Raw genomic sequence first — 21,499 nt, forward strand, 5'->3', positions numbered from 1 at the left:
AATTAACCAGTTTTGTCGATTAGTTGACATTTATTGAGAAATTGTAAATAGGCATTTCTATTAAAGGCTGTTATGATTTATTTTATTGACTATATGTCGATAAAGCAATGAAAAGAGGTCATAATATATGCCGCAAGAGAGTAAGGAAGTAAATAAAGGAATACTTTTAACCATATTAATTGTTGGCTGTTTCTTATCGACATTAAATCAAACATTATTAAATGTCGCTTTAAGTAATTTAATGAATGTGTTTGATGTCTCAACAACAACTGTACAATGGATTTCAACAGGCTTTATGCTTGTTAACGGGGTACTGATTCCAATTACAGCGTTTTTAATGAAACGTTTTACAACGCGTCAATTATTCATTAGTGCCATGCTATTTTTATTAATCGGGTCCATTATTTGTGCATCGGCACCCGTATTTAGTATGTTACTAGTCGGACGTATGATTCAGGCGGCTGGTGCTGGGATTATTATGCCGCTGATGATGAGTGTCATTTTGGTCGTTTTCCCATTAGAAAAACGAGGCAGTGCCATGGGGTTAATTGGATTAGCGATGATTTTCGCCCCTGCAATTGGCCCGACACTTGCTGGATTTGTTATAGAATACCACTCTTGGCGTTGGTTATTTATCGGTATATCAATCCTTGTCGTATTCGTCATTATATTGGCGATGAAGTATTTAATGAATGTATCACAAACATCGAAGGCAAAGCTGGATGTGCTAAGTGTTATTTTATCTACCGTTGGATTTGGCCTTATTTTATACGGCTTCAGTACCGCTGGTAGCAAAGGCTGGGGATCTTCAGTCGTTGTGCTTTCATTAGCGATAGGTATAGTCGTTACAGCTCTATTTTGTATTCGACAAATTCGATCAGCTGACCCACTATTAAATTTATCTGTTTTTAAAAATAAAGTATTTACGCTTACCTCTCTTATTAATGTACTAGTAACGATGATGATGTACGCGGATATGATTTTATTGCCAATCTATTTGCAGAATGGTCGGGGCTTTACGGCATTTGATGCCGGACTTTTATTATTACCAGGTGCGCTTGTGAATGCCTTCATGTCACCGGTTACAGGTAAATTATATGACCGCTTTGGTGCGAAACCAGTATTTATTATTGGATTGGTGCTTATTATTCCATCGATGTGGGCTGTAACGGATCTAACAGAATCGACAACATATATGTTTTTAATGATACGAATCATTTTCCTTCGGATTGGTTTGAGCTTCATAACCATGCCACTAAATACGGCGGGACTTAACGCCTTGCCAAAACATCTTGGTACACACGGCTCAGCGGTGAATAATACAGTTCGCCAAATTGCTGGTGCGATCGGTACTGCTGTCGTGATTACGGTTTATACAGCGCAGGTAACTAGCCATGCAGGAGCAATTGCACAAGCAAATCCATCTGCCAATGCGGACACAATTAAATCGCTTGCTTCAATTTTAGGTTCAAGTGATGCCTATTACTTCATGACATTTTTAGCAATTATCGCACTTGTTATGACTTTATTTATGCCAAAGAAAAAGAAGGAGACTATTGAAGAAACTTCCTAAGTAGTTGTCAGTAATGAACAGCCTCTATTAACCGTATAGTAAGTGAGTGCTGAGTAATAACGCCCCAACAGTTCCGCGGAAGACGGAAAAGTCGGGGCGTTATTGTGCTAAGCAAGGATTGGGCGGAGGCGAGGGCTGCCGTTAGAATTACTTATGCGAAGCCGGAATGGCTGCCATCGTAGCATAGCTGTCCTTCAAAATATAGAGGAGTGGTTTTTCGGCTTGATTAGTGGCATCGTAAGCCGATACTAAGGCATATTGGCTGCCTTGCAGGTCTACATCCAGCTCCGTAACCCGATCGGCTTCGAGACTGATCTCCTTCGTCAATTGCTGATCGTCGCCGTTTAGCACCCTGATCTTCATCGCCGAAGGGGAGTACAGAGTCAGATGCAAAGTATTGTATTTTTGTCCAAAGTTGAATTTCAGGTAAGGCGATCCCTCATACCAACCCAAACCCACGTTTTCCGCCGTAAAGGCGTAGGCTCCGTCATACTGATGATTTCCGAAAACAAGTTGCTTTTTGTCGACCACATCGTAAAACTTCTCGCTCCAATTATCCACTTTCACCTCTTTGGAATACAACGTGAGGTTGCTGCTTTCGCGCAATCCGATGGTTTGCGTGGAGCCTTCCCATGTAATCGGAATGTCCAAGGCGTTGGCAATTACCCGAAGAGGCAAATAGGTCGTATCGTTATACGAAATCGGAAGCACTTCCTTGCCTTTGTCGTCGAGAGGGCTCCAAGGCTTGCCGTCCAGACGGAATTTAATCCCTGAGTTGAGGTATGCTTTGATCTCGGTGAGATTGCTGGCTGCGAACGCTCCGGCCGAAAGCGAGAGTAGGGCGGTGATGACGAGTAACAGAATAACGCGTGTCTTCTTCATCCATTATCTTCCTCCAAGGTTTATGATCGAATCATCATGAAGGAGCATAACAGGATAAGCGCTTCAAAAGCGCTTCAAAGACGGCAACGGGAAGGGCTTTATTCGCTTCAATGCCTAGGCAGTTTGACCGTAAAGGTTGAACCTTGTTTTAGTTCGCTTATAACCTCAATTGTACCCCCGCATAAGTTAATAATACGATTGACTAAAGGAAGACCGAGTCCGTTGCCTTCAGCAGCCCTGGCATGATCGGCTTGATAGAACTTTTCAAATATGTGCTTCTTCACATTTTTCTCCATTCCGATACCGTTATCGGATATGACTACCGTTATGCTGTTATGTTGTGACACAAGAGTAACCGATATTTCTCCGCCCTCCTGCGTAAATTTTATCGCATTTCCCAGTAGATTCAACCACACTTGCATCATAAGCTCTTCGTTGCCTGTATACAGAATCTTCTCAAGCTCAAGGTTGAGGATCATATGTTTTGGTTCCCACATGGATTCCAGTAGCAATAAGGCTTGCCTTATTTGCTCGTCTAATCGAAACTCTCTTTTTTCGGAGATCACTTCTTGATTTTCAAGTTTGGATATTTTCAGGATATTGCCAGATAGAGTAGATAATTGCCGCGCACTATCGATAATCATCGCTGTATATTCTCCATGCTCTTCTTCTGTGATGTTCCTGTCTTGTAACAGAGTGGCGTAGCCTTCAATGGATGCAATAGGTGTCTTAAATTCATGTGATACGTTAACTACAAAATCATCTCGAAGCGTTTCAATGCTGCGCAGTTCTTGAACCATTAGATTGAAGTGATGAGCCACTTCATTGATTTCATTGACTCGATGAGATTCATTCAAATGAATATCGAAATTTCCCTTTGCGATTTCTTTGGCAGCTTTACTGAAATCAGTGATCGGTGATAATATTCTCTTTCCTACCATGATCGTTATGATGGTGCCGATGACAACGCTGAGCAGCATAATAACGATAATGGGTCCATAGGGATTACTTCCGTGTGTAGGAACATTGCCGTATCTTAGATACAAAAACGCTAACGAAGCCATTATTAAGGAAGATGAGAGCATAATTAAAAATACCGATGATACAAAATACCACCAGAGACTTTTGAAAATTCTCTTGTTCATGTCGGCTTCACCGCCTTATAACCAAGCCCTCTTACGGTGACGATCTCAAAATCGGTATTTGCCTTAAAGCGCTCTCGCAAGCGGTTAATATGCACGACCACCGTATGTTCATCAGATTCAGAATCCATTCCCCATATTGTATCCATTAGCTGCTGCTTGGTGAAGATCTTATTCGGGTAAGACAATAATTTGTACAATAAATAAAATTCTTTCTGTGGGAGAAGAATGCTGTCTCCATGCTGAGATACGGTTAAGGAATCATAATCTAATAAGGTATTCCCACATTCGATTTGGTGATCGCTCACAATCTTGGCACGGCGAAGAAGTGCTCCAACCCGCAAGATCATCTCATTAACATCAATTGGCTTCACCATGTAATCGTCTATTCCAACGAGAAACCCTCGTTGTTTGTCGGCAAAGTTCTCCTTTGCTGTTACCATTAAAATTGGAAGATTAAAGTTTGCTTCTCTAAGGGTTCTAGTAAGTTCGTAACCGTCCATATGAGGCATCATAATATCAGAGATGATCAAATCTACATATTCCTTATCTAATAGGGTGAGTGCATCTTGTCCATCTTCTGCAGGTAATGCACGATAACCATTTCTGGTAAGAACGGTGCAGAATAACTGACGCAATTTCTTGTCATCCTCGACAACAAGGATATTAAACATAAAGGTACCTCCAAAAGTATTTGTGATATGAAAAGAAAAATATAAACGGCTCCACACCAGTATACCTCATAAATATAAAGTGAATATCAACCGCTAATGTGTACCTTCAGTTTAGGTTTAGTTTATAAATGATTGATATACTTAGTTGCGTCACCAAAGAGAGAGTAAGCATCGAAAGGAGAGAAACATCAATGTTACAACTTAAAGATATCACTAAAAGTTATAAGACAGGGGACTTCACACAGGTTGCACTGGACAAAGTAAGTCTTAACTTCAGGGAGAGCGAATTTGTAGCTATCCTTGGGCAGAGCGGATCTGGTAAGACGACTTTATTAAATGTGATCGGTGGTCTTGATCAGTATGAGAGCGGAGAGCTTATTATCAACGGGCAATCCACTAAGCACTTCCAGGATGGGGAGTGGGATGCTTATCGTAATAATAGTGTAGGCTTTATTTTTCAAAGCTATAACTTGATTTCACATTTAAGTATCGTGGATAACGTTGAAATGGGGATGACACTTAGCGGGGTATCCACATCTGAGAAGAATAAGAAGGCAATGGAAGCACTCGAAAAGGTCGGGTTGAAGGACCATGTGCACAAGAAACCAAATCAGTTGTCAGGTGGACAGATGCAGCGTGTAGCGATTGCACGTGCACTAGCGAATAATCCGGATATTATTCTAGCTGATGAACCAACAGGTGCGCTGGATTCCGAGACTAGTGAACAGATTATGGATTTGATCAAGACGATCGCAGAAGACAAGCTAGTCATTATGGTTACCCATAATCCAGAATTGGCGGAGCGATATGCTGATCGTGTGATTAATTTCTCTGATGGTAAGGCGGTATCTGATAGTAATCCTCTAGCCAATCAAAAGTTAACATCAAATTATAAGCTCAAAAAAACGAGCATGAACTTTCTAACAGCATTAAAATTGTCGGGTAAAAATATTGCAACTAAGAAATGGAGAACGGGCCTAACTGCTTTTGCATCAAGTATTGGTATTATAGGTATTGCGTTAATCTTATCTTTATCGAACGGATTTGATAAGCAGATCAGTTCCTATGAAACAGGAGCGCTCTCTACTTTTCCGATTACGATCAGTCAGACTGCCATGAACGTTGATATGACACAGCATTCTTCTTTTGGTGGTACTGAACTGTCCTCCTATCCGACAGAGAAGGTATTGTTCCCGTATGATCCAACTAAGAATTCAATTCTTCACAATAATGTACTATCCACCGATTATTTAGATTATCTGGGGAAGATGGATCCAGCGCTGATCGATGGAATATCCTATACACGTACAGTGAATATGAATATGTTAAAGTTGGACGGAGATAAGGCGACGACGCTTAATAAAGGAAATATTAGTTTCTCCGCTTTTCCAAGTAAGCAGGGGAATGCCACTGGGAGTTATATAGAGCAGTACTATGATCTACTTGAGGGAAGCTTCCCAACAAAGATGACGGATCTTGTACTCATTGTGGACGAATATAATCGTTTGGACAATGTCTCACTTGATGCGCTAGGCATTAACCACGACGCAGATAGCATTGATTTTGCTGATTTGATTGGTTATGAATTGAAACTCATTAAGAACGATGACTATTACGTCAAAAACGGCGAACAATTTACTGTTAACGGCACAGCATCGAATTTGATAGATATGTATAATAGCGATAAAGCGACAACTTTAAATATTGTTGGTGTTATTCGCGCCCAGGAAGAATCCAAGATGTCTACGCTACCTGCCGGTATCGCATACTCTGATGAACTTTCAACCTATTTTATTGATGATGCGAAAAATTCAGAGATCGTAAAGGCACAACAAGAAGCAGATTTTAATGTTATAACCGGACAATTATTGTCCCAAGATACAGCAGGTGCAAGCGGAATGGCAGGAATGGGTTCAGGCACAATGCCGACAGGGGGAATGCCATCGATGATGGCTGCAGGTTCCTCTGTTGCTCCAACCAAAGATGAGATGTTAGCTTCCTTGGGTGCAACTGAGATTCCGTCTTCAATCTCGCTATATCCAGTTGATTTTGCAGCAAAAGAATCGATCACTGCTTACCTCGATGAGTGGAATACAAACTTGGATACGCAGGACAAAGTGGTATACACAGATATGGCAGCCATTGTTACGCGTATTTCGGGGGGGATTATGAATGGTATTACCCTGGTGCTTGTTGCATTTGCGGCAATATCCCTCGTGGTATCGCTTATCATGATTGGTATTATCACATATATTTCCGTGATGGAAAGAACGAAGGAGATTGGTGTTCTTCGCGCCTTGGGTGCAAGGAAGAAGGATATCACACGAGTATTTAATGCAGAGACGTTTATTATAGGTACATGCTCAGGAATACTTGGGATTGGTATTACGTATCTGTTAACGTTCCCAGTTAATGCGGTACTTTACAATCTCACAGACCTCTCCAACGTTGCTCAGCTTAATCCGATTCATGCGCTTACGCTTGGGGTTATTAGTGTAGTGCTTACGATGATTGGCGGCTTCATTCCTGCCAAGATGGCAGCGAAGAAGGATCCAGTTACAGCTTTGCGTAGCGAATAGTTAATAAGTAATAAATAGACAATGTTAAAGAAAGGTTTAACCTCGTAGAAATAGGGGGTTGAACCTTTCTTTGTGTTCAGCAATCTACGTTTGAATCTCTGGAACAAATGCAGTGTGTCTGCTGTCCCTAATGATATGCCCTTGACCAGTCGAGTAGCTCAGGCGATAATTACATCTGAGCTTCTTTGAGACCAACTGCTTCATATTTTCTTATTTTGCATCATTAATGATCCGTACAAGGAGAGATTGTGAAATGCACAAAATAATGGTCGTAGAAGATGATCCGAAAATTGCGGAGCTTCTGCTGTCTACTATAATGAAATACGGCTATGATGGGATACGAGTGAACGATTTTCAACATGTACTAGATGAGTTCCATCAAGCCAAACCGGATATGGTACTCCTGGATGTGAATTTACCTAGTTATGACGGCTATTACTGGTGCAGGCAAATCCGTAGCGCATCTATCTGCCCGGTGCTGTTCATTTCAGCTCGTGATGGTGAGATGGATCAGATCATGGCTCTTGAAAATGGGGGCGATGATTATATCACCAAGCCGTTTCACGCTGGGGTTGTGTTGGCCAAAATTCACAGCCATCTTCGCCGTGCCTATGGTGAGTATGCAACCAGACATGAAGAACTGGTTCTTGAACAAGAAGGGCTCTTACTCTACCCAGAAAGGCTGGAACTTAAGCTTGAGGATATAGTCATAACACTCACGCAAAAAGAGTCCGACATTGTAGAAAGTCTTTTCGAGCGCTATCCACGAGTTGTCAGCCGGGAGGCCCTACTTGAGAAGCTGTGGGATGATCAAACTTACGTGGATGAAAATACGCTCAACGTGAATATTACCCGCGTCAGAAAAAAATTCCAGGAGCTAGGTATCGAAGATGGTTTATTGACTGTTAGAGGTACAGGCTATCGACTAAACGTCACGTGGACGAAGGAGAGTTACGAATGAAACTCTTTCTTAGAGAACACGCTTTGCTGATTATCGTTCAGTTTTTGCAAATGGGTATCATTTTTTCGATATATTGGCTCGACGGCTATCACAATCTGATGACAGCTCTTTACTCTGTTTTTCTTGCTTTTTTCATTCTAGGCGGATACCTTGTTTACCAATATCTTAGTCGGCGACACTATTACCTCCGCCTTAGTCAGCCTCTCGAATCGCTAGACGCCTCAATTCAGACAATCGAGCAGTCACCCATCTCGGAGTCACTCCAGAAGCTTTTACATACTCAATACCGCCATTATCAGCAACAACTATACACAGTTAAGAAGCAACAAGAGGAGCATCTGACCTTCATGGACCAATGGGTGCACCAGATGAAAACACCTCTGTCAGTTATTGAACTCACCGTTCAGAATATCGACGAGCCTGAGTTTGCCAGTATTCGTGAAGAGCTGGAGAGAATGCGTTCGGGATTACATACGGTCCTCTATATGGCCCGGCTTCGCGCCTTCGAACAGGATTTTCATGTCAAACCAGTTGTTCTATCACACATAATCAACTCCGTTGTCCATGACAATAAACGACTATTTATACGCAACCAGATTTACCCCGAAGTTCGGAACTGTACACCTGACATAACGGTCGAAACAGATGAGAAATGGTTGTTTTTCATGCTTTCCCAGCTAGTCATTAATGCGATTAAATATTCTGCTGGCAAAGATACTAAAGGGAACAAGATCGTGATTTCCTATTATTTGCGTAACAGCGAAGCCGTCATTGAGGTTATAGATCGAGGGATAGGTATTCCTGTTGCGGATATCAAACGGGTATTTGATCCCTTTTTTACGGGTGAAAACGGTCGTGGCATGCGTGAATCAACTGGCATGGGGCTCTTTTTGACGAAGGAGGCTGCTGATCGTCTTGGACATGGAATTGAGCTTACCACAGAGGTCGGTAGTGGTACACAAGTACGTATTGTTTTTGCCGCCTATCAAAAGCTTACAAGCGTGTAAGAAAAGTGAAAGTGAAATCGATAGTTAGCGGCTGACTGACTACAGTATACTGATCTCACATACTATCTTTTGTCCTCTTGAAAGGAGATCTCATGTATGCTGCATGTAAGACAGGTTAGTAAAATATATGAAGGTAAAGTGGCTTATCGAGCCTTAACGGACATTGATTTAACAATTGATGACGGTGATTTTGTCGGGATTATGGGCCCTTCTGGAAGCGGTAAAACAACGCTGCTGAACTTGATTGCAACGATTGACGAACCAACAACCGGAGAAATTTTATTTGACGGTAAAACCACCAACAAGCTAAACAAAAATGAGTTAGCTATATTCCGCCGCCGTGAGCTTGGATTTGTTTTTCAGGACTTCAATCTACTCCACACCTTGACGGTTGAGGAGAATATCGTGCTGCCATTAACGCTTGATGGAAACAAGGTCAGTGTAATGAAGCATAAAGTAAAAACCATAGCAGAAAAGCTAGGAATTACAGAGATTATGAAAAAACGAATATATGAAATATCCGGGGGACAGGCTCAGCGGGCTGCTATAGCCAGAGCTATGATTCATTCCCCCAAGTTACTTCTGGCAGATGAACCAACAGGCAACCTCGATTCTAAATCAGCAAGGGATGTCATGGAATTGCTAGAGAGAATTAACCGCGAGCAGAAAGCAACGATGATGCTGGTCACTCATGATGCGGTGGCTGCCAGCTATTGCAATCGTGTTGTCTTCATTAAAGACGGTAGATTCTACACAGAAATACATCGGGGTGACAATCGTCAAACCTTCTTCCAAAAAATTATTGATACGCTTTCGCTGTTAGGGGGATATCACAATGACGTTTCGACAATTCGCATTCCGTAACGTTTCCCGTAATAAAAGGCTCTATGCGGGATATTTCCTCAGTAGTCTGTTTACTGTTATGGTTTTCTTTACCTTTTCTATTTTTGCATACCACCCTGTCCTGAGTGGAGTGAATATCCATTCAAGTGCGACGTTTGCTCTTTCTGTATCCAAGTGGATTATCTATGTATTTTCTTTCTTTTTTGTACTTTACTCCATGAGTGCATTCCTGCAGTCGCGAAAAAGGGAATTTGGGCTGATGATCATGCAGGGCATGACCACTGTTCAGCTTCGTCTGATGATTTTTTTGGAAAATATGATAATAGGTTTGTTTGCCACAATAGGTGGCATTGGTCTGGGGCTTGTGTTTGCCAAGGCTATTTTGCTAGCAGGGGAAAATGTCCTCACCATCAATCAAAAACTGTCCTTTTATATTCCTTATAAGGCTATTATCCTCACACTATTTGCATTTTTAATACTATTCATCCTCATCTCCTTTTTTATTTCGGCCGTACTGCGCAGCGGGAAGATAATTACGCTATTAAAGGGAAACAAGCAAGCAAAGAGTGAGCCTAAATCATCCGCACTTCTTTCTTTGCTAGTACCGATCCTACTGGGAACAAGCTACTTTCTTAGTTTGCGAGCTGAAGGCTTAGAGGCTATTTTTTTACTAATTCCTGTTGTTATAATGGTTTCCATCGGCACATACCTGTTGTTTACACAGCTCAGCGTCTATATCATTCGGAAGATAAAGAGTATGAAGACGATTTTTTGGCTGAAAACAAACATGCTGCTTTTTTCCGATCTTGCCTACCGTATGAAGGACAACGCGCGTTCCTTTTTTTTAGTTGCAATTATCTCTACTGTTTCGTTTTGTGCTATAGGCTCGCTTTACGGATTCCAATCCATGATCGGTGGAAATAATGCCAAGGAGAATCCCTATTTATTCACCTACCTGGCAACGAACGGTGACAGCAACGAGCAAAAGCATATTGAGCAGATTGATCGCACACTTAAAGAATCGAACCTCGCAGTTGAAAAAGGAGCTCTTAAGCTTACTTATTACTCTGCTTCCAATGGCGATAGAACGATTGTAGTGGTGAAACAATCCGATTATAACCAGTTGGCCGAGTTAATGGAAATAGACACGATACAGCTTTCAGGCGGGAAAGCAGCAGTTGTTGATTTTGGTATGTCACGTATGGGCCAATCGATGCTTAACCAACCTGTAACACTGCAATCGGGTGTTGTGATTGAAGCAAATCAAGCTGTTGTATCGCCAGCGGTATACGGTTTCAGTGGCTATTTTATTGTATCGGATGACCAATACGCAAAACTCCAGACACCTATACAAGAAAAACATTACTACGCATGGCATGGACCTCTCGGGCAAAAAGAAGCCTTAGCGGCAGGCGGAAAGCTTACTAATCAACTTCCCTATTCCAATAAATACGAGTTTTATGCTCTTGAATTACAAAATTCCATTCTAAACCAACGTTTTGGCCCCATACTGTTCATTGGTTTGTTTATCGGTATCGTGTTTTTTGTCTCCGCAGGCAGTTTTCTCTATTTCCGTTTATACAGCGATTTGGATGATGACAGACAGAAGTTCAAATCTGTTTCTAAGATGGGTCTAAGCGAAAGAGAACTTACAAAAATACTGAACCGACAAATTATCTTGCTTTTCTTTGCACCAATCGTTGTTGCTCTAGTACATGGGGCTGTAGCCCTCGCAACACTATCCAACATGTTTCAATACTCGTTGCTCAAGGAATCATTGCTCGTTCTCAGTCTATTTTTTATAGTTCAAGTCATCTACTTCTTCATCGTCCGCTTCTTCTATATTAGGCAGGTAAGAATGGCGGTTGCCTAATAGAGCAACCTCAGGTTTATATAGAAAGAGTGCTTGAGCGGGATAGTACCTCCAAAGCACTCCACACAAGTGGAATGCTGTGTGTCGCTCGTGAGAACATAGTGATTTAGAGCCACATTAACCTAATGTTTTTCTGTAAAGTTCAAGCAGTCACTTGCTTGGGCTTTTTTTTATAAGTACCCGAGTTCATGGAAGATACTTGAAACTGTAGGCACTAGAAATGCCATTGTTGTTTGCTCTTTTCATTCCAGGATTTCGCAGAAGCCGGTTTGCTGATACCGTATTTCTTGGTTGCAGTCTTAACACCAATTTTCCCACTCTCGACTTCACCATAGATAACGAGTTTCTCTGACGCACCATATTTTTTATTATTCCACCTGTCTACCGTAAGGGGAGCATATCAATTATCGGCAGCATTTTCTATTACATCCACATAGTTTGCTGAGGATATATGCAACAATGATCATTGGTGGATGAAGGAATCACTCAGATCTATAGTGTTAAGAAACCAATCATTCATTTTCTTTATTCAGCAATTGCTCTGCATAGATAATACAACGTTCTGCAAATTCCAGTGATTGATCTGTTATAGGATACAGTCCAGTTGTCTCTGACGGCATTTTTCTTACTTCCCAAAACTTATTCATTAACTCTTCATTTCCATCAAATGTATCATTGGAAACTGCAATCAACTCACAACCAATCTGATAGCCAGCTTCAGATTCAGGTAATATGCTATGCTGCTGACACCATTCAATTCTCCGTAATAGTGAAATATATTGTTGGGTGATTCGGTCGCTTTTACTAAGACTAGGAAGCACTTGTTCTAAAAAATCCTTCTCGTCATCTTCAAAATATTCAATCCATTTTTTCGAATTATGTTTGGCTGTCTGTACTAAATGTGAAATTCGTTTCCACGATAATTCTCCCTCAAGATCAAACATGTTGATGAGCGAGGTCGTATTGGAGATGCTAGTTTGGAGCGAAGAAAGTTGTTCTTGAAGATGATTATAGTGAGCTTTTAGTATTTCTCGGTAGGATAGCTTATCCAATAAATTCTGAATCTCTTCGAGTGGAAGCATGAGAGATTTTAGAAGTGTGATCTTTTCCAAAGTAAACAAGTTTTCTTCGGAATAGCAACGGCGTCCGCTTTCGTCCTTAAAGCTAGGTGTAAGGAGCCCAATTTGATCATAATAGCGAAGTGTTCTTACAGAAACATTGCTTTGTTTGGATACTTGTCCTGTTGTCCAATGACTCATGATATTCCTCCAAAAAAAATGCTTGCAGGTGACGTAGCGTCACCCAATATATTTGAATTATATCACAGAGACAAAGGGGTAAGGGAATGACTGATCACTTAACGCATTGGAAACAAAGGGATAATTGGACATGGAAAGAGTTTGTAGCTTTGCTGTTGCTAGAGTTTGTATTTGTTATCGGATTTATTAAATTTGTAGTAAAACCCGTATATGCGCAATGGCTTGGAGATGAGCTGTATTCAGGAACATTGACAGGGCTTACAATAGCAATAGTATTAATGCTGGGAGTGTATTTCATAGGGCTACGTCCTAAAAAGCTTTCTTGGAGTGAAGTGGGTTTAAGATCCTTTCCTGCGAAGGATTGGTGGCGAATTCTGTTATGGACGTTCTTGCTGATTATAGGCAGCACCATCGTAATGATCCTTACCAGCTATATCGGCAATACATTTGAAAATTCTAAGACGGAATCAATTCAGCAGAATGTTACGGTCTTCAGTGTATTCATTGCGTTTGCATCAGCAGTGATCATCTCGCCTATATACGAAGAGATATTCTATCGCGGTTTTATCTATCGCTGGCTGCGAACCCGATTAGGCATTGGTTGGGCAATGTTTTTGAGTGCGAGTCTCTTTACGATAGTCCATATTCCTACCTATAACGCGATGCCTGCGAATTTTCTTGGGGGGATCATATTTGCATGGGCGTATGAACGAACAAATTCTGTTTGGCCTGCAGTATGGGTACATGGCTTAACAAATGGACTATTTTTATTATTGACTCTGGTAATGTAACGGGAGAAAGAAAAAGAGTTACCTAATTCGTAAACAAGCACTTCGAGGCAATGACGACAAATGAGACGGGACTCATCACATGGCTAGTAGAGTTTAGGATTAGAAGAGATGAATTATAAGTGGGGCTGCCATTTGGTAGCCCTTTTTGCTCGGTTTTGTATTTACCATTTACTATATCTATATGATTGAAAGGCATTAGAAGAAAATTTGGCTTTCCTCACAAACGGCACAAAACTGAGCTAGTATATGGTTATGGTGAGTGACGTTTTATATATTCCGAAATGGACAATGGTTTGAGGACGCGAGGTTATGTACGGGGAACCGCATCACAAATAGTGGTAAAGCGCAGAGTTAAATTGAAAATTAGTAAAAATGGGATAACCCCCACAATATATGGGGGCGCCAGTTGATACTACATTAAATTAAAATATCGGATTGCGGCAAATACCACGGTAATAATCGACCCAACCGTTCGCTTGAAACAGTTCCTTCAATTCATTAACTTGCAATTTATGGTGAGCAGACCAAACAGCCGTCATGTCCCATCCCATCTTGTAATCGACCTCAATACCGGCATCAACGCACCGTTGGTATTTCTCCATCGAAATTGCCTCCACAGAGTTTTTATAGTTGATAATGTCGCTCTCAAGCCAAATCGGTCCACAACTTAGTTCTTGAATCGGTTCAGGCAGTGAAAGCATTGTTTTTGGTAAGCCTCCTGGTTTTCGAAAACGAACCAACGTCGATTTGATCCACCCGAGGACTTCGGCAGCTTCGACAATTCCACATAAGCTCAATTCATTATATATGGTTAAGCTAGTTAAATAGGTTATTCCAAGCGGGAAGAAGCAGCATCCGAATGTCTTTGATTGGAATGATGCTTTGTAATAGGTATTTTAATTATGTGATGTAAAGAATTTAGATGAAGTTTCGTTAAGTACTTAGGTGAATACAGCCACATCATCTTAATTTATTCTACCGTCAGCACTCAACACATGTGGAATGCGTAATTTTGATCGAAAGAAGGGGGTTGCCTTATCGGCTAACCCCTCTTAATAGCGTTGTTTTTCTTAACTAACCTAATCCTCACTTATCTTCTCTGCTTTAATCACGTATTGATACGCCTGTGCTTTTACAGTAGAGATATGACAAACACGATAAATGAGCGATTAATTCAATGTGTAAAAACGATTAACATCGAGTTGGAGAAACTACAATAAAGTAATCGAATAAGCTGTTTATGAGGTTGCAAGAATCCTCTCGCCCAAGGTAACATCAACATAACTTGGGTGAGGGGATTTTTATTATGAATGTTATGAAAAAATGCTGCAATCTAATGAACCTATTACAAGGTTATTACAATATATAGGTGAATGGCCATTCGGAGAGGAGTAGCTACTTGGATATCGAAGAGCTGAGTGATCTAATAAAGCAGCATGGTAAAACAATATACGGATTCTGTTATAGGCTTACGGGAAATAAGGCGGATTCGGATGATCTCTATCAGGAAACCTTCCTTAAAGCGATGGAAGTTCGTCATAAAATGGATATGAATCAAAATCCAAAGGGGTTTCTCATCTCCATTGTCATCCGATTGCGCAAAAACAAACGCCGGAAATTTGCCTGGAGGCAGAGGATTGCGCCTTCAACTGAGCTTAATGAGGCTGTGGACAAGGTCTGCTGTACGAATGAAGAAACAACGCCCGAGGAAGCTGTGTTATCCAATGAGCTTCGTAGCATGATTCAAGCTGCTATAGACAGGTTGGATGATAAACTGAGAATTCCGCTACTAATGTACTATACCGCAGAAATGTCTGTCGATGAGGTTTCGTTAGCACTGAGGATTCCACCAGGCACAGTCAAAAGCAGGCTTTTCAAGGCACGGAAGGTTATGAAAAAGATATTGGAGGTTGAATCCCCATGAATGATTCCGAAAAGTGGGATCGGCTGTTCAAGAATACCCTTGCTTCGGATATGGAACCCGAGGAGGAATTGAATCAAAGTATTATAAATCGGTTTAAGGAGAGAACTCGAGTGAAAAGTGGAAATAGAAAGCGACTTTCCGTTGTATTGTTGGTTGCCGTATTCACGCTTGTCTTGTCCATAACGGCTTATGCGGCCACACAGCTTCTCAGCTCCAAGGAGATTGCCGAACATATTGGGGATCGTAGTTTGGCCGAGGCCTTTGAAAGCAAAGAAGCCATCGAAATCAATCAAACGGTCCGTTCAGGTGACTACAACATTACATTACACGGTATCGTCTCCGGGACAGGACTGAGCAAATTCAGCAGTTCTGCTCAGGATGTTAATCCCGACAGAACGTATGCTGTTGTATCCATCGCCAGACAGGATGGCAGCCCAATGCCGGATACAAATGACTCAGAATATGGAAATAAACCGTTCTTAGTTTCGCCTCTCATTAAAGGTCAGAAGCCTTGGCAGGTAAACATTATGTCGATGAATGGGGGTTACAGCGAGATTGTACGAGACGGAATTATGTACAGATTGATTGAATGCGATGGAGTGGAGATATTTGCCGATAGAGGAGTATATATGGCTGTCAGCAGCGACAGATTCTATAACAACCAATCGTTTACTTATAACGAAGACACGGGTGAAATAAGCCCTAAAGCGGATGCTAAAGGAATCTCGGTTATATTCGATCTTCCGCTGGACAAATCCAAATCAGACTCAGCTAAGGCTGAAGCTTATTTGCAGGAGTTGTTGAAGGAACCGTCAGTCAACACCACAAATGAGAAGGTCGCTACTGATGATAAGGATGCGGAATTGACAAGCGAATTTGAACAGTTGAAGAAGAAAATACCGGATGGGACGGTCATCCCCGAATCTGTTAAAGAAGTGACTTATGATGATAAAGGCCTAATCAACTATGAGTATAATGACTGGAAAGTTAAGATATCCCCAGATCAGTTGTTTGCGGAAGGCCAAACGGGTATATCTGATGCCGTTAGCATCAGTGGGGACGAAGGGAAGTACATGGCACTTCAATTTTCCAGGGATGAACACGGTGTTATTACTGGCAAAGTAATTGATTTGAATTAGGATACTCCGGCAAAAGCCATGCTGCTTTTGCCGGTTTTTTATGAAAATCCGATTCCTTTGTTTAGATTTGTACTTTTTTCTCTAATATAAAGGAAGACACAAACAGCAATATTGCCGAAACGAACAAGGACCCAATTAATATGATCGGCAGATAAGGGTACATATAATCAAGAGATATATACTCTGGCAGTTGAAAGGACAGGTGAAAGGATAAAGTGGGATTCCTTGGGATATTATCATAATCCGAGAAAAACAAGCTGAGTAAAGGTGAGACAAGCACAGTGAATAGAAAAAAATAGACTTTCCAGCTGGATTTGAGCAAAATTACTGAAGTGATGGTAATCAAGATGAGTAAAGGACTGAGGAGTAGATATACCAAATAGTTCATACTGACTTCATAGAAAAAACTTCCTAAGAAGTGATGGTTATTAAACAATTCAGGTCTGAGCCAATAACTCTCGAGGCCAGCTGCAAGTGTGATTCCGTAGCATAACAAGAGTATTTTGAAACAAATGAGGAATGCGGAAAGTGATTTTGCACCTAATAAATAATATCGAGGTAACGGTAACATTAACCACCAACTGATCGTTTGTTTCCTCCATTCTTTAATGGATAGCTTTAACGAAACTCCTACAAATACGAATACGAAGAAGGGAGTGAGTTTTAGCAAGCCCAGGGGAGTAGTTGGCGTTCCAAACAGAAGCACTAAGGTATACCATGTGATAAATAGAAGGAACGGAAGAGAAACGGAAATCCACAGATATGCCGGTTTTCGAAATAATTTATCACCGAATAAACGATCGTTTTGCACAAGGCTCCAAAAAGAACTCATCGATAAATCCCCCTATATATAGTTTCAATTGATCCCTGTGTGGAGCGCAAGTATTCTACATCTCCTGACAATACGTTAGCCCCATTGCGGATAAAAACAGCATGATCGAATAATCCTTCTGTCTCGTGAATCTCATGTGTACTAATAATAAGGGTGCAGGGAGATTCGATCATATAGTCAATAATGGCCTGAATGATTTGCTCTTTAGATATGAGATCAATACCTGAGAAAGGTTCATCCAATAGGACAAGTTTTGTATTTCGTGCAAGACATAACACAAGATACAAACGTGATTCCTGTCCTTTGGATAATGTATTTACTTTTTGATCGGTATCGAGTTTCATAAACTGGGTAAGTTCCATCGCTTTTTCCAGGCTAAATTGAGGATACAAAACTTTAGAAAATTTGATAGCTTCCAATACGGTGTGATGCTCATACCATTTGGTGCGATCAGACAAAATCGTAATGTCTTGATTTTGTTTCCAATTGGTTCTTTCACCAAAAACTCTGGCCTCCCCATGATCAGGTTGGGTCAAGCCTGCAATGATCTTCAGTAATGTGGACTTGCCCGCTCCGTTCTGTCCAAGAAGACCTGTTATCTTGCCCTCAGGGAATGAAGCTGTAAATTGATCAAGAACAAGCTTTTGTTTATAACGTTTAACAAGTTCCTTGCATTCGACAGCACCAGATTCGGTGACTAATGAATTAACCTTACAAGTTGTCACTTCCAATCAGCCTCCTCAATCAATGTTATGGCGGATTCTTTCGTAATTCCAATGCTTTTGATAGACGTAATAAAGCTGTCAACTGCTTGAGTTGCAAGGTAATGTTGAAGTTCCTCCACTTTCTGCTGTGAAGAGGTTACAAAAGTTCCATGCCCCCTTCGAGTTTCAAACAGATTATCCCTCTCCAGTTCTTGATAAGCTCTCATAACTGTATTGGGGTTAACCTTTAGCCCCTTAGCTAGATCACGGACAGAAAGCATTCTTGTACCCAACTGGATATGCCCCTGTGCAATGTCGATACGAAATTGGTTGATAATCTGCTCATACAGCGGCTTACTGTAATCCAACTGGAACGTGAGGTCGCCAACTTGAAATTGTTCCATTTCACATCCCCCTCACCGACTTATAAGACCCTTTATGAATTGTATTATACATCTTAATACACTTAAGTCAAGTGATAACTAAATATTCTGATTTTTTTATCTTCTTTAGTGCCCTGGCTCGATCACCCATGGTAGACAAGCATATGTAAATAAAACTTGATCTAGATGTAATCTAAATGATACTTTATGTATAATAAACTTTACAAATTGGTTAATTAAGGATAATTAAGTGTTACAAGGAAACGATCGTTTCGAATAAAACGAATTCGAGGTGGATAAATGAAAGCCATTGTGTACACAAGGTACGGTTCCCCCGATGTTCTTGAACTGAAACAGGTAGCAAAGCCTATTCCGAAAGACAATGAAATCTTAGTTAAAGTAAAAGCCACAACTGTAACAGTAGCCGATATTCGGTCGCGGAGTTTTACAGTTCCGCCTGCTTTTTGGCTACCTGCACGTATAACACTTGGTTTGAGACAACCCAAAAAAGAGATATTGGGAATGGAGTTAGCCGGTGAAGTAGAGTCAATCGGAAAAAAAGTAAAAAGGTTTAAGGAAGGAGACCAAGTTTTTGCAGCATCCTTAGCTGGATTTGGTGCTTATGCCGAATATAAGTGTTTGGAGGAAGATGGACCTGTAGCTATTAAGCCTTCCAATATAGCGTATGGAGAAGCTGCTGCCATTCCTATTGGAGCTCGTACAGCATTGTACTATCTTAGGAAAGCAGGTATAAAGAGCGGTCAATCCGTTTTAGTCTATGGTGCTTCAGGAAGTGTAGGAAGTTATGCAGTTCAGATTGCTAAATATCTTGGAGCAAACGTTACAGGGGTATGCAGTACGACGAATTTGGAATTAGCGAAATCTCTAGGAGCTGACAAAGTAATTGATTATACGGTAGAGGATTTATCAAGAATAGACGAAACATATGATGTCATCTTTGAAGCGGTAAACAAGAGTTCCTTCTCAGCTTGTATGAAATTGTTAAAGAACAACGGTACCTATATCAATGTTACGGAACCGCTGCCGAGTGTTCAAATGCTATGGACTAAATTAACGAGTAGAAAGAAACTTTTATTAAGCCGAAATTCACCTGAAACTGCAGAAGCATTAAACTTTCTTAAAGAACTTGTTGAGATAGGGAAGTTAAAAGTGGTCATTGACAGATATTATTCGTTTGATGAGATTGTGGAAGCTCATAGATATGTCGAGAAAGGACACAAGAAGGGAAATGTCGTTATAAATGTGGAACATAATAGCGGTCGAAATAGATAGAAGTTGCCGATATGTTCCACTTCCACATTTCCTTTTTCCCACCGTCATATAATGTCAAAAATGACTTGCTGCGGAGGTGATATGGAAAATGGATAATGTGATAAGCAAAATCGATGCGGAAATTCATCGGTTGAGAACAAACCTTATTCAGCAGCAACAACCGGACGGATCTTGGCATTTTTGTTTTGAGAATGGGATCGTTATAGACGCGTATGTGATCATTCTGTTCAGGACTTTGAATATCCGCAATGAGGATTTGATCCGGCGGCTGCATGATCGAATTCTCGCCGCGCAGTTGCAAGGTGGTTGCTGGAAATTGTATGCCGATGAAGAAGGAGGAAACTTATCCGCTTCGGTTGAAGCTTATTATGCTCTGCTCTTTTCCGGGTACAGCCATTCCAGAGACGAACCGATTCAGCGGGCCAAACGTTACATACAATCCAAAGGCGGGCTTGAGCATATTAAGAAAAGCCCTTCTCGCCGCTACCGGGCAAAGAAAATGGCCGGCATCCATATCCTCTATTCCGCTGGAAGTGCTGCTTTTTCCTGCTTATTTCCCTCTTAACCTTTTTGATTTCTCAGGATATTCGAGAGTTCATATAATCCCAATGCTGATCATGGCCGACCGTAAATTTTCCATGAAGACAGCCCATACGCCCGATCTATCCGATCTCATTGTCCGCTCCATAGACCAAGAGGAGTTCGACCAACGCCAAGATTTCGAACACCGGGAACATCAAAAATTTCAGGACAACATCCAGGCAGGCTTAAACCGCCTTATCGGCACGCCCCGTTCTATCTATGAAGCCGCTACCGACAAGGCAGAACAGTTTATGCTTTCGCGGATTGAAGCGGACGGATCGCTATACAGCTATGGCAGCAGCACGATTTTAATGATTTTCGCCCTTCTTGCGTTAGATTATGATCCAAAGCACTCCCTTATCTCGCATGCCATTGATGCCTTAACCGCAATGCAATGCCGCTCCGATCATCAAACAACGATTCAAGATTCACCTTCTACTATCTGGGATACCGCCCTGCTTGCATATGCGCTGCAAGAAGCCAGGATTGCCGGCAATCATCCGGTTATTCAGCGTACCGCCGATTACTTGCGATCCAAACACCAGCATAAAAAAGCCGATTGGAGCATCCATAATCCGGATACCTCACCCGGGGGATGGGGATTCTCGGAAACCAATACCATCAACCCTGATGTGGACGATACCACTGCAGCTTTACGAGCAATCAAAAACCTCACCCATACCGATCCTTCGTACCAAGATTCATGGAATCGTGGACTAAACTGGGTGCAGTCCATGCAAAATAACGACGGCGGTTGGCCAGCATTCGAAAAAAACACGGATAACAAAATGTTGACCTGGCTTCCCATAGACGGCGCCAAATCGGCTGCCATTGATCCGTCGGGGGCCGATCTTACAGGACGGACTTTGGAGTATCTGGGGAACTTCGCTGGACTTACAATTCGTCATGAATTCATCAAACGCTGGACACAATGGCTGATTAGCCATCAGGAGAAGGACGGATCATGGTACGGAAGATGGGGAGTTTGTTATATCTATGGCACATGGGCCGCATTAACAGGTTTAACGGCGGTCGGCCTTCCGACGAACCATAAAACA

Annotated in this window: 17 protein-coding genes and 2 pseudogenes; 12 read left to right on the forward strand and 7 right to left on the reverse strand. The window is 41.5% G+C overall.

The window, feature by feature from the left end:
• Positions 1–127 precede the first annotated feature (127 nt).
• Positions 128–1,573, forward strand: a complete 1,446-nt coding sequence (locus E0485_RS18975) for a DHA2 family efflux MFS transporter permease subunit (RefSeq protein ID WP_132419654.1) — start codon at positions 128–130, stop codon at positions 1,571–1,573.
• Between the two features lie 147 nt (positions 1,574–1,720).
• On the opposite strand, the gene E0485_RS18980 is transcribed toward E0485_RS18975, so the two are convergent.
• From E0485_RS18980 to E0485_RS18990, 3 genes are all read right to left on the reverse strand, one after another.
• Complete coding sequence (locus E0485_RS18980; RefSeq protein ID WP_132419655.1) at positions 1,721–2,455, reverse strand: stalk domain-containing protein; 735 nt, start codon at positions 2,453–2,455, stop codon at positions 1,721–1,723.
• Between the two features lie 107 nt (positions 2,456–2,562).
• The gene (locus E0485_RS18985) at positions 2,563–3,600 is read right to left on the reverse strand and encodes a HAMP domain-containing sensor histidine kinase (RefSeq protein ID WP_132419656.1); all 1,038 of its coding nucleotides are present in this window, start codon (positions 3,598–3,600) and stop codon (positions 2,563–2,565) included.
• Complete coding sequence (locus E0485_RS18990; protein WP_132419657.1) at positions 3,597–4,271, reverse strand: response regulator transcription factor; 675 nt, start codon at positions 4,269–4,271, stop codon at positions 3,597–3,599. Before E0485_RS18990 ends, E0485_RS18985 begins: the two co-directional genes overlap by 4 nt.
• Positions 4,272–4,462: 191 nt before the next feature.
• Here E0485_RS18990 and E0485_RS18995 point away from each other — a divergent pair, with 191 nt between their 5' ends.
• The 5 genes from E0485_RS18995 to E0485_RS19015 all read left to right on the forward strand — a co-directional run bounded on the left by E0485_RS18995 (position 4,463) and on the right by E0485_RS19015 (position 11,534).
• Positions 4,463–6,850 carry an ABC transporter ATP-binding protein/permease gene (locus E0485_RS18995; protein ID WP_132419658.1) on the forward strand — a complete coding sequence of 796 codons (2,388 nt, stop codon included), beginning with the start codon at positions 4,463–4,465 and terminating at the stop codon, positions 6,848–6,850.
• Positions 6,851–7,103: 253 nt separating this feature from the next.
• The gene (locus tag E0485_RS19000) at positions 7,104–7,811 is read left to right on the forward strand and encodes a response regulator transcription factor (RefSeq protein WP_132419659.1); all 708 of its coding nucleotides are present in this window, start codon (positions 7,104–7,106) and stop codon (positions 7,809–7,811) included.
• Positions 7,808–8,818 (forward strand): sensor histidine kinase, encoded by a 1,011-nt coding sequence (locus E0485_RS19005; RefSeq protein WP_132419660.1) that lies wholly within the window; start codon positions 7,808–7,810, stop codon positions 8,816–8,818. The genes E0485_RS19000 and E0485_RS19005 overlap by 4 nt, the downstream gene beginning before the upstream one ends.
• A 96-nt stretch (positions 8,819–8,914) precedes the next feature.
• Entirely contained in the window at positions 8,915–9,682 is a 768-nt protein-coding gene (locus E0485_RS19010; protein WP_132419661.1) for an ABC transporter ATP-binding protein, read from the forward strand.
• Positions 9,654–11,534 carry an FtsX-like permease family protein gene (locus E0485_RS19015; protein WP_132419662.1) on the forward strand — a complete coding sequence of 627 codons (1,881 nt, stop codon included), beginning with the start codon at positions 9,654–9,656 and terminating at the stop codon, positions 11,532–11,534. Before E0485_RS19010 ends, E0485_RS19015 begins: the two co-directional genes overlap by 29 nt.
• 512 nt (positions 11,535–12,046) lie before the next feature.
• Here E0485_RS19015 and E0485_RS19020 read toward each other — a convergent pair.
• Positions 12,047–12,793 carry a MerR family transcriptional regulator gene (locus tag E0485_RS19020; protein ID WP_076323509.1) on the reverse strand — a complete coding sequence of 249 codons (747 nt, stop codon included), beginning with the start codon at positions 12,791–12,793 and terminating at the stop codon, positions 12,047–12,049.
• 86 nt (positions 12,794–12,879) lie between these two features.
• On the opposite strand from E0485_RS19020, the gene E0485_RS19025 reads away from it, so the two are divergent.
• A complete protein-coding gene (locus E0485_RS19025) occupies positions 12,880–13,584 on the forward strand; it encodes a CPBP family intramembrane glutamic endopeptidase (RefSeq protein WP_053489874.1) in 705 nt (234 codons plus the stop codon).
• Between the two features lie 422 nt (positions 13,585–14,006).
• Here the strand turns inward: E0485_RS19025 and E0485_RS19030 are convergent, their stop codons facing one another.
• Positions 14,007–14,285, reverse strand: a complete 279-nt coding sequence (locus tag E0485_RS19030) for a hypothetical protein (RefSeq protein WP_132419663.1) — start codon at positions 14,283–14,285, stop codon at positions 14,007–14,009.
• Between the two features lie 698 nt (positions 14,286–14,983).
• Between E0485_RS19030 and E0485_RS19035 the strand changes: the two genes are divergently transcribed.
• Both E0485_RS19035 and E0485_RS19040 read left to right on the forward strand, forming a co-directional pair.
• Positions 14,984–15,508: an RNA polymerase sigma factor gene (locus E0485_RS19035; RefSeq protein WP_132419664.1), complete on the forward strand. Its 525-nt coding sequence runs from the start codon at positions 14,984–14,986 to the stop codon at positions 15,506–15,508.
• Positions 15,505–16,647: a hypothetical protein gene (locus E0485_RS19040; protein WP_132419665.1), complete on the forward strand. Its 1,143-nt coding sequence runs from the start codon at positions 15,505–15,507 to the stop codon at positions 16,645–16,647. The genes E0485_RS19035 and E0485_RS19040 overlap by 4 nt, the downstream gene beginning before the upstream one ends.
• Positions 16,648–17,475: 828 nt before the next feature.
• On the opposite strand, the gene E0485_RS19050 is transcribed toward E0485_RS19040, so the two are convergent.
• The gene (locus E0485_RS19050) at positions 17,476–18,204 is read right to left on the reverse strand and encodes an ATP-binding cassette domain-containing protein (protein ID WP_132419667.1); all 729 of its coding nucleotides are present in this window, start codon (positions 18,202–18,204) and stop codon (positions 17,476–17,478) included.
• Positions 18,201–18,587: a GntR family transcriptional regulator gene (locus E0485_RS19055; RefSeq protein ID WP_132419668.1), complete on the reverse strand. Its 387-nt coding sequence runs from the start codon at positions 18,585–18,587 to the stop codon at positions 18,201–18,203. Before E0485_RS19055 ends, E0485_RS19050 begins: the two co-directional genes overlap by 4 nt.
• Positions 18,588–18,866: 279 nt before the next feature.
• Between E0485_RS19055 and E0485_RS19060 the strand changes: the two genes are divergently transcribed.
• The 3 genes and pseudogenes from E0485_RS19060 to E0485_RS25815 all read left to right on the forward strand — a co-directional run.
• Positions 18,867–19,859: an NAD(P)-dependent alcohol dehydrogenase gene (locus E0485_RS19060; protein ID WP_132419669.1), complete on the forward strand. Its 993-nt coding sequence runs from the start codon at positions 18,867–18,869 to the stop codon at positions 19,857–19,859.
• 88 nt (positions 19,860–19,947) lie between these two features.
• Positions 19,948–20,785 (forward strand): annotated as a pseudogene (locus E0485_RS25810) (squalene--hopene cyclase); the annotation flags it as partial.
• A 45-nt stretch (positions 20,786–20,830) separates the two neighbouring features.
• Positions 20,831–21,499 (forward strand): annotated as a pseudogene (locus E0485_RS25815) (prenyltransferase/squalene oxidase repeat-containing protein); the annotation flags it as partial.

It is taken from the genome of Paenibacillus albiflavus, assembly GCF_004344915.1.
Lineage (GTDB): Bacteria > Bacillota > Bacilli > Paenibacillales > NBRC-103111 > Paenibacillus_AM > Paenibacillus_AM albiflavus.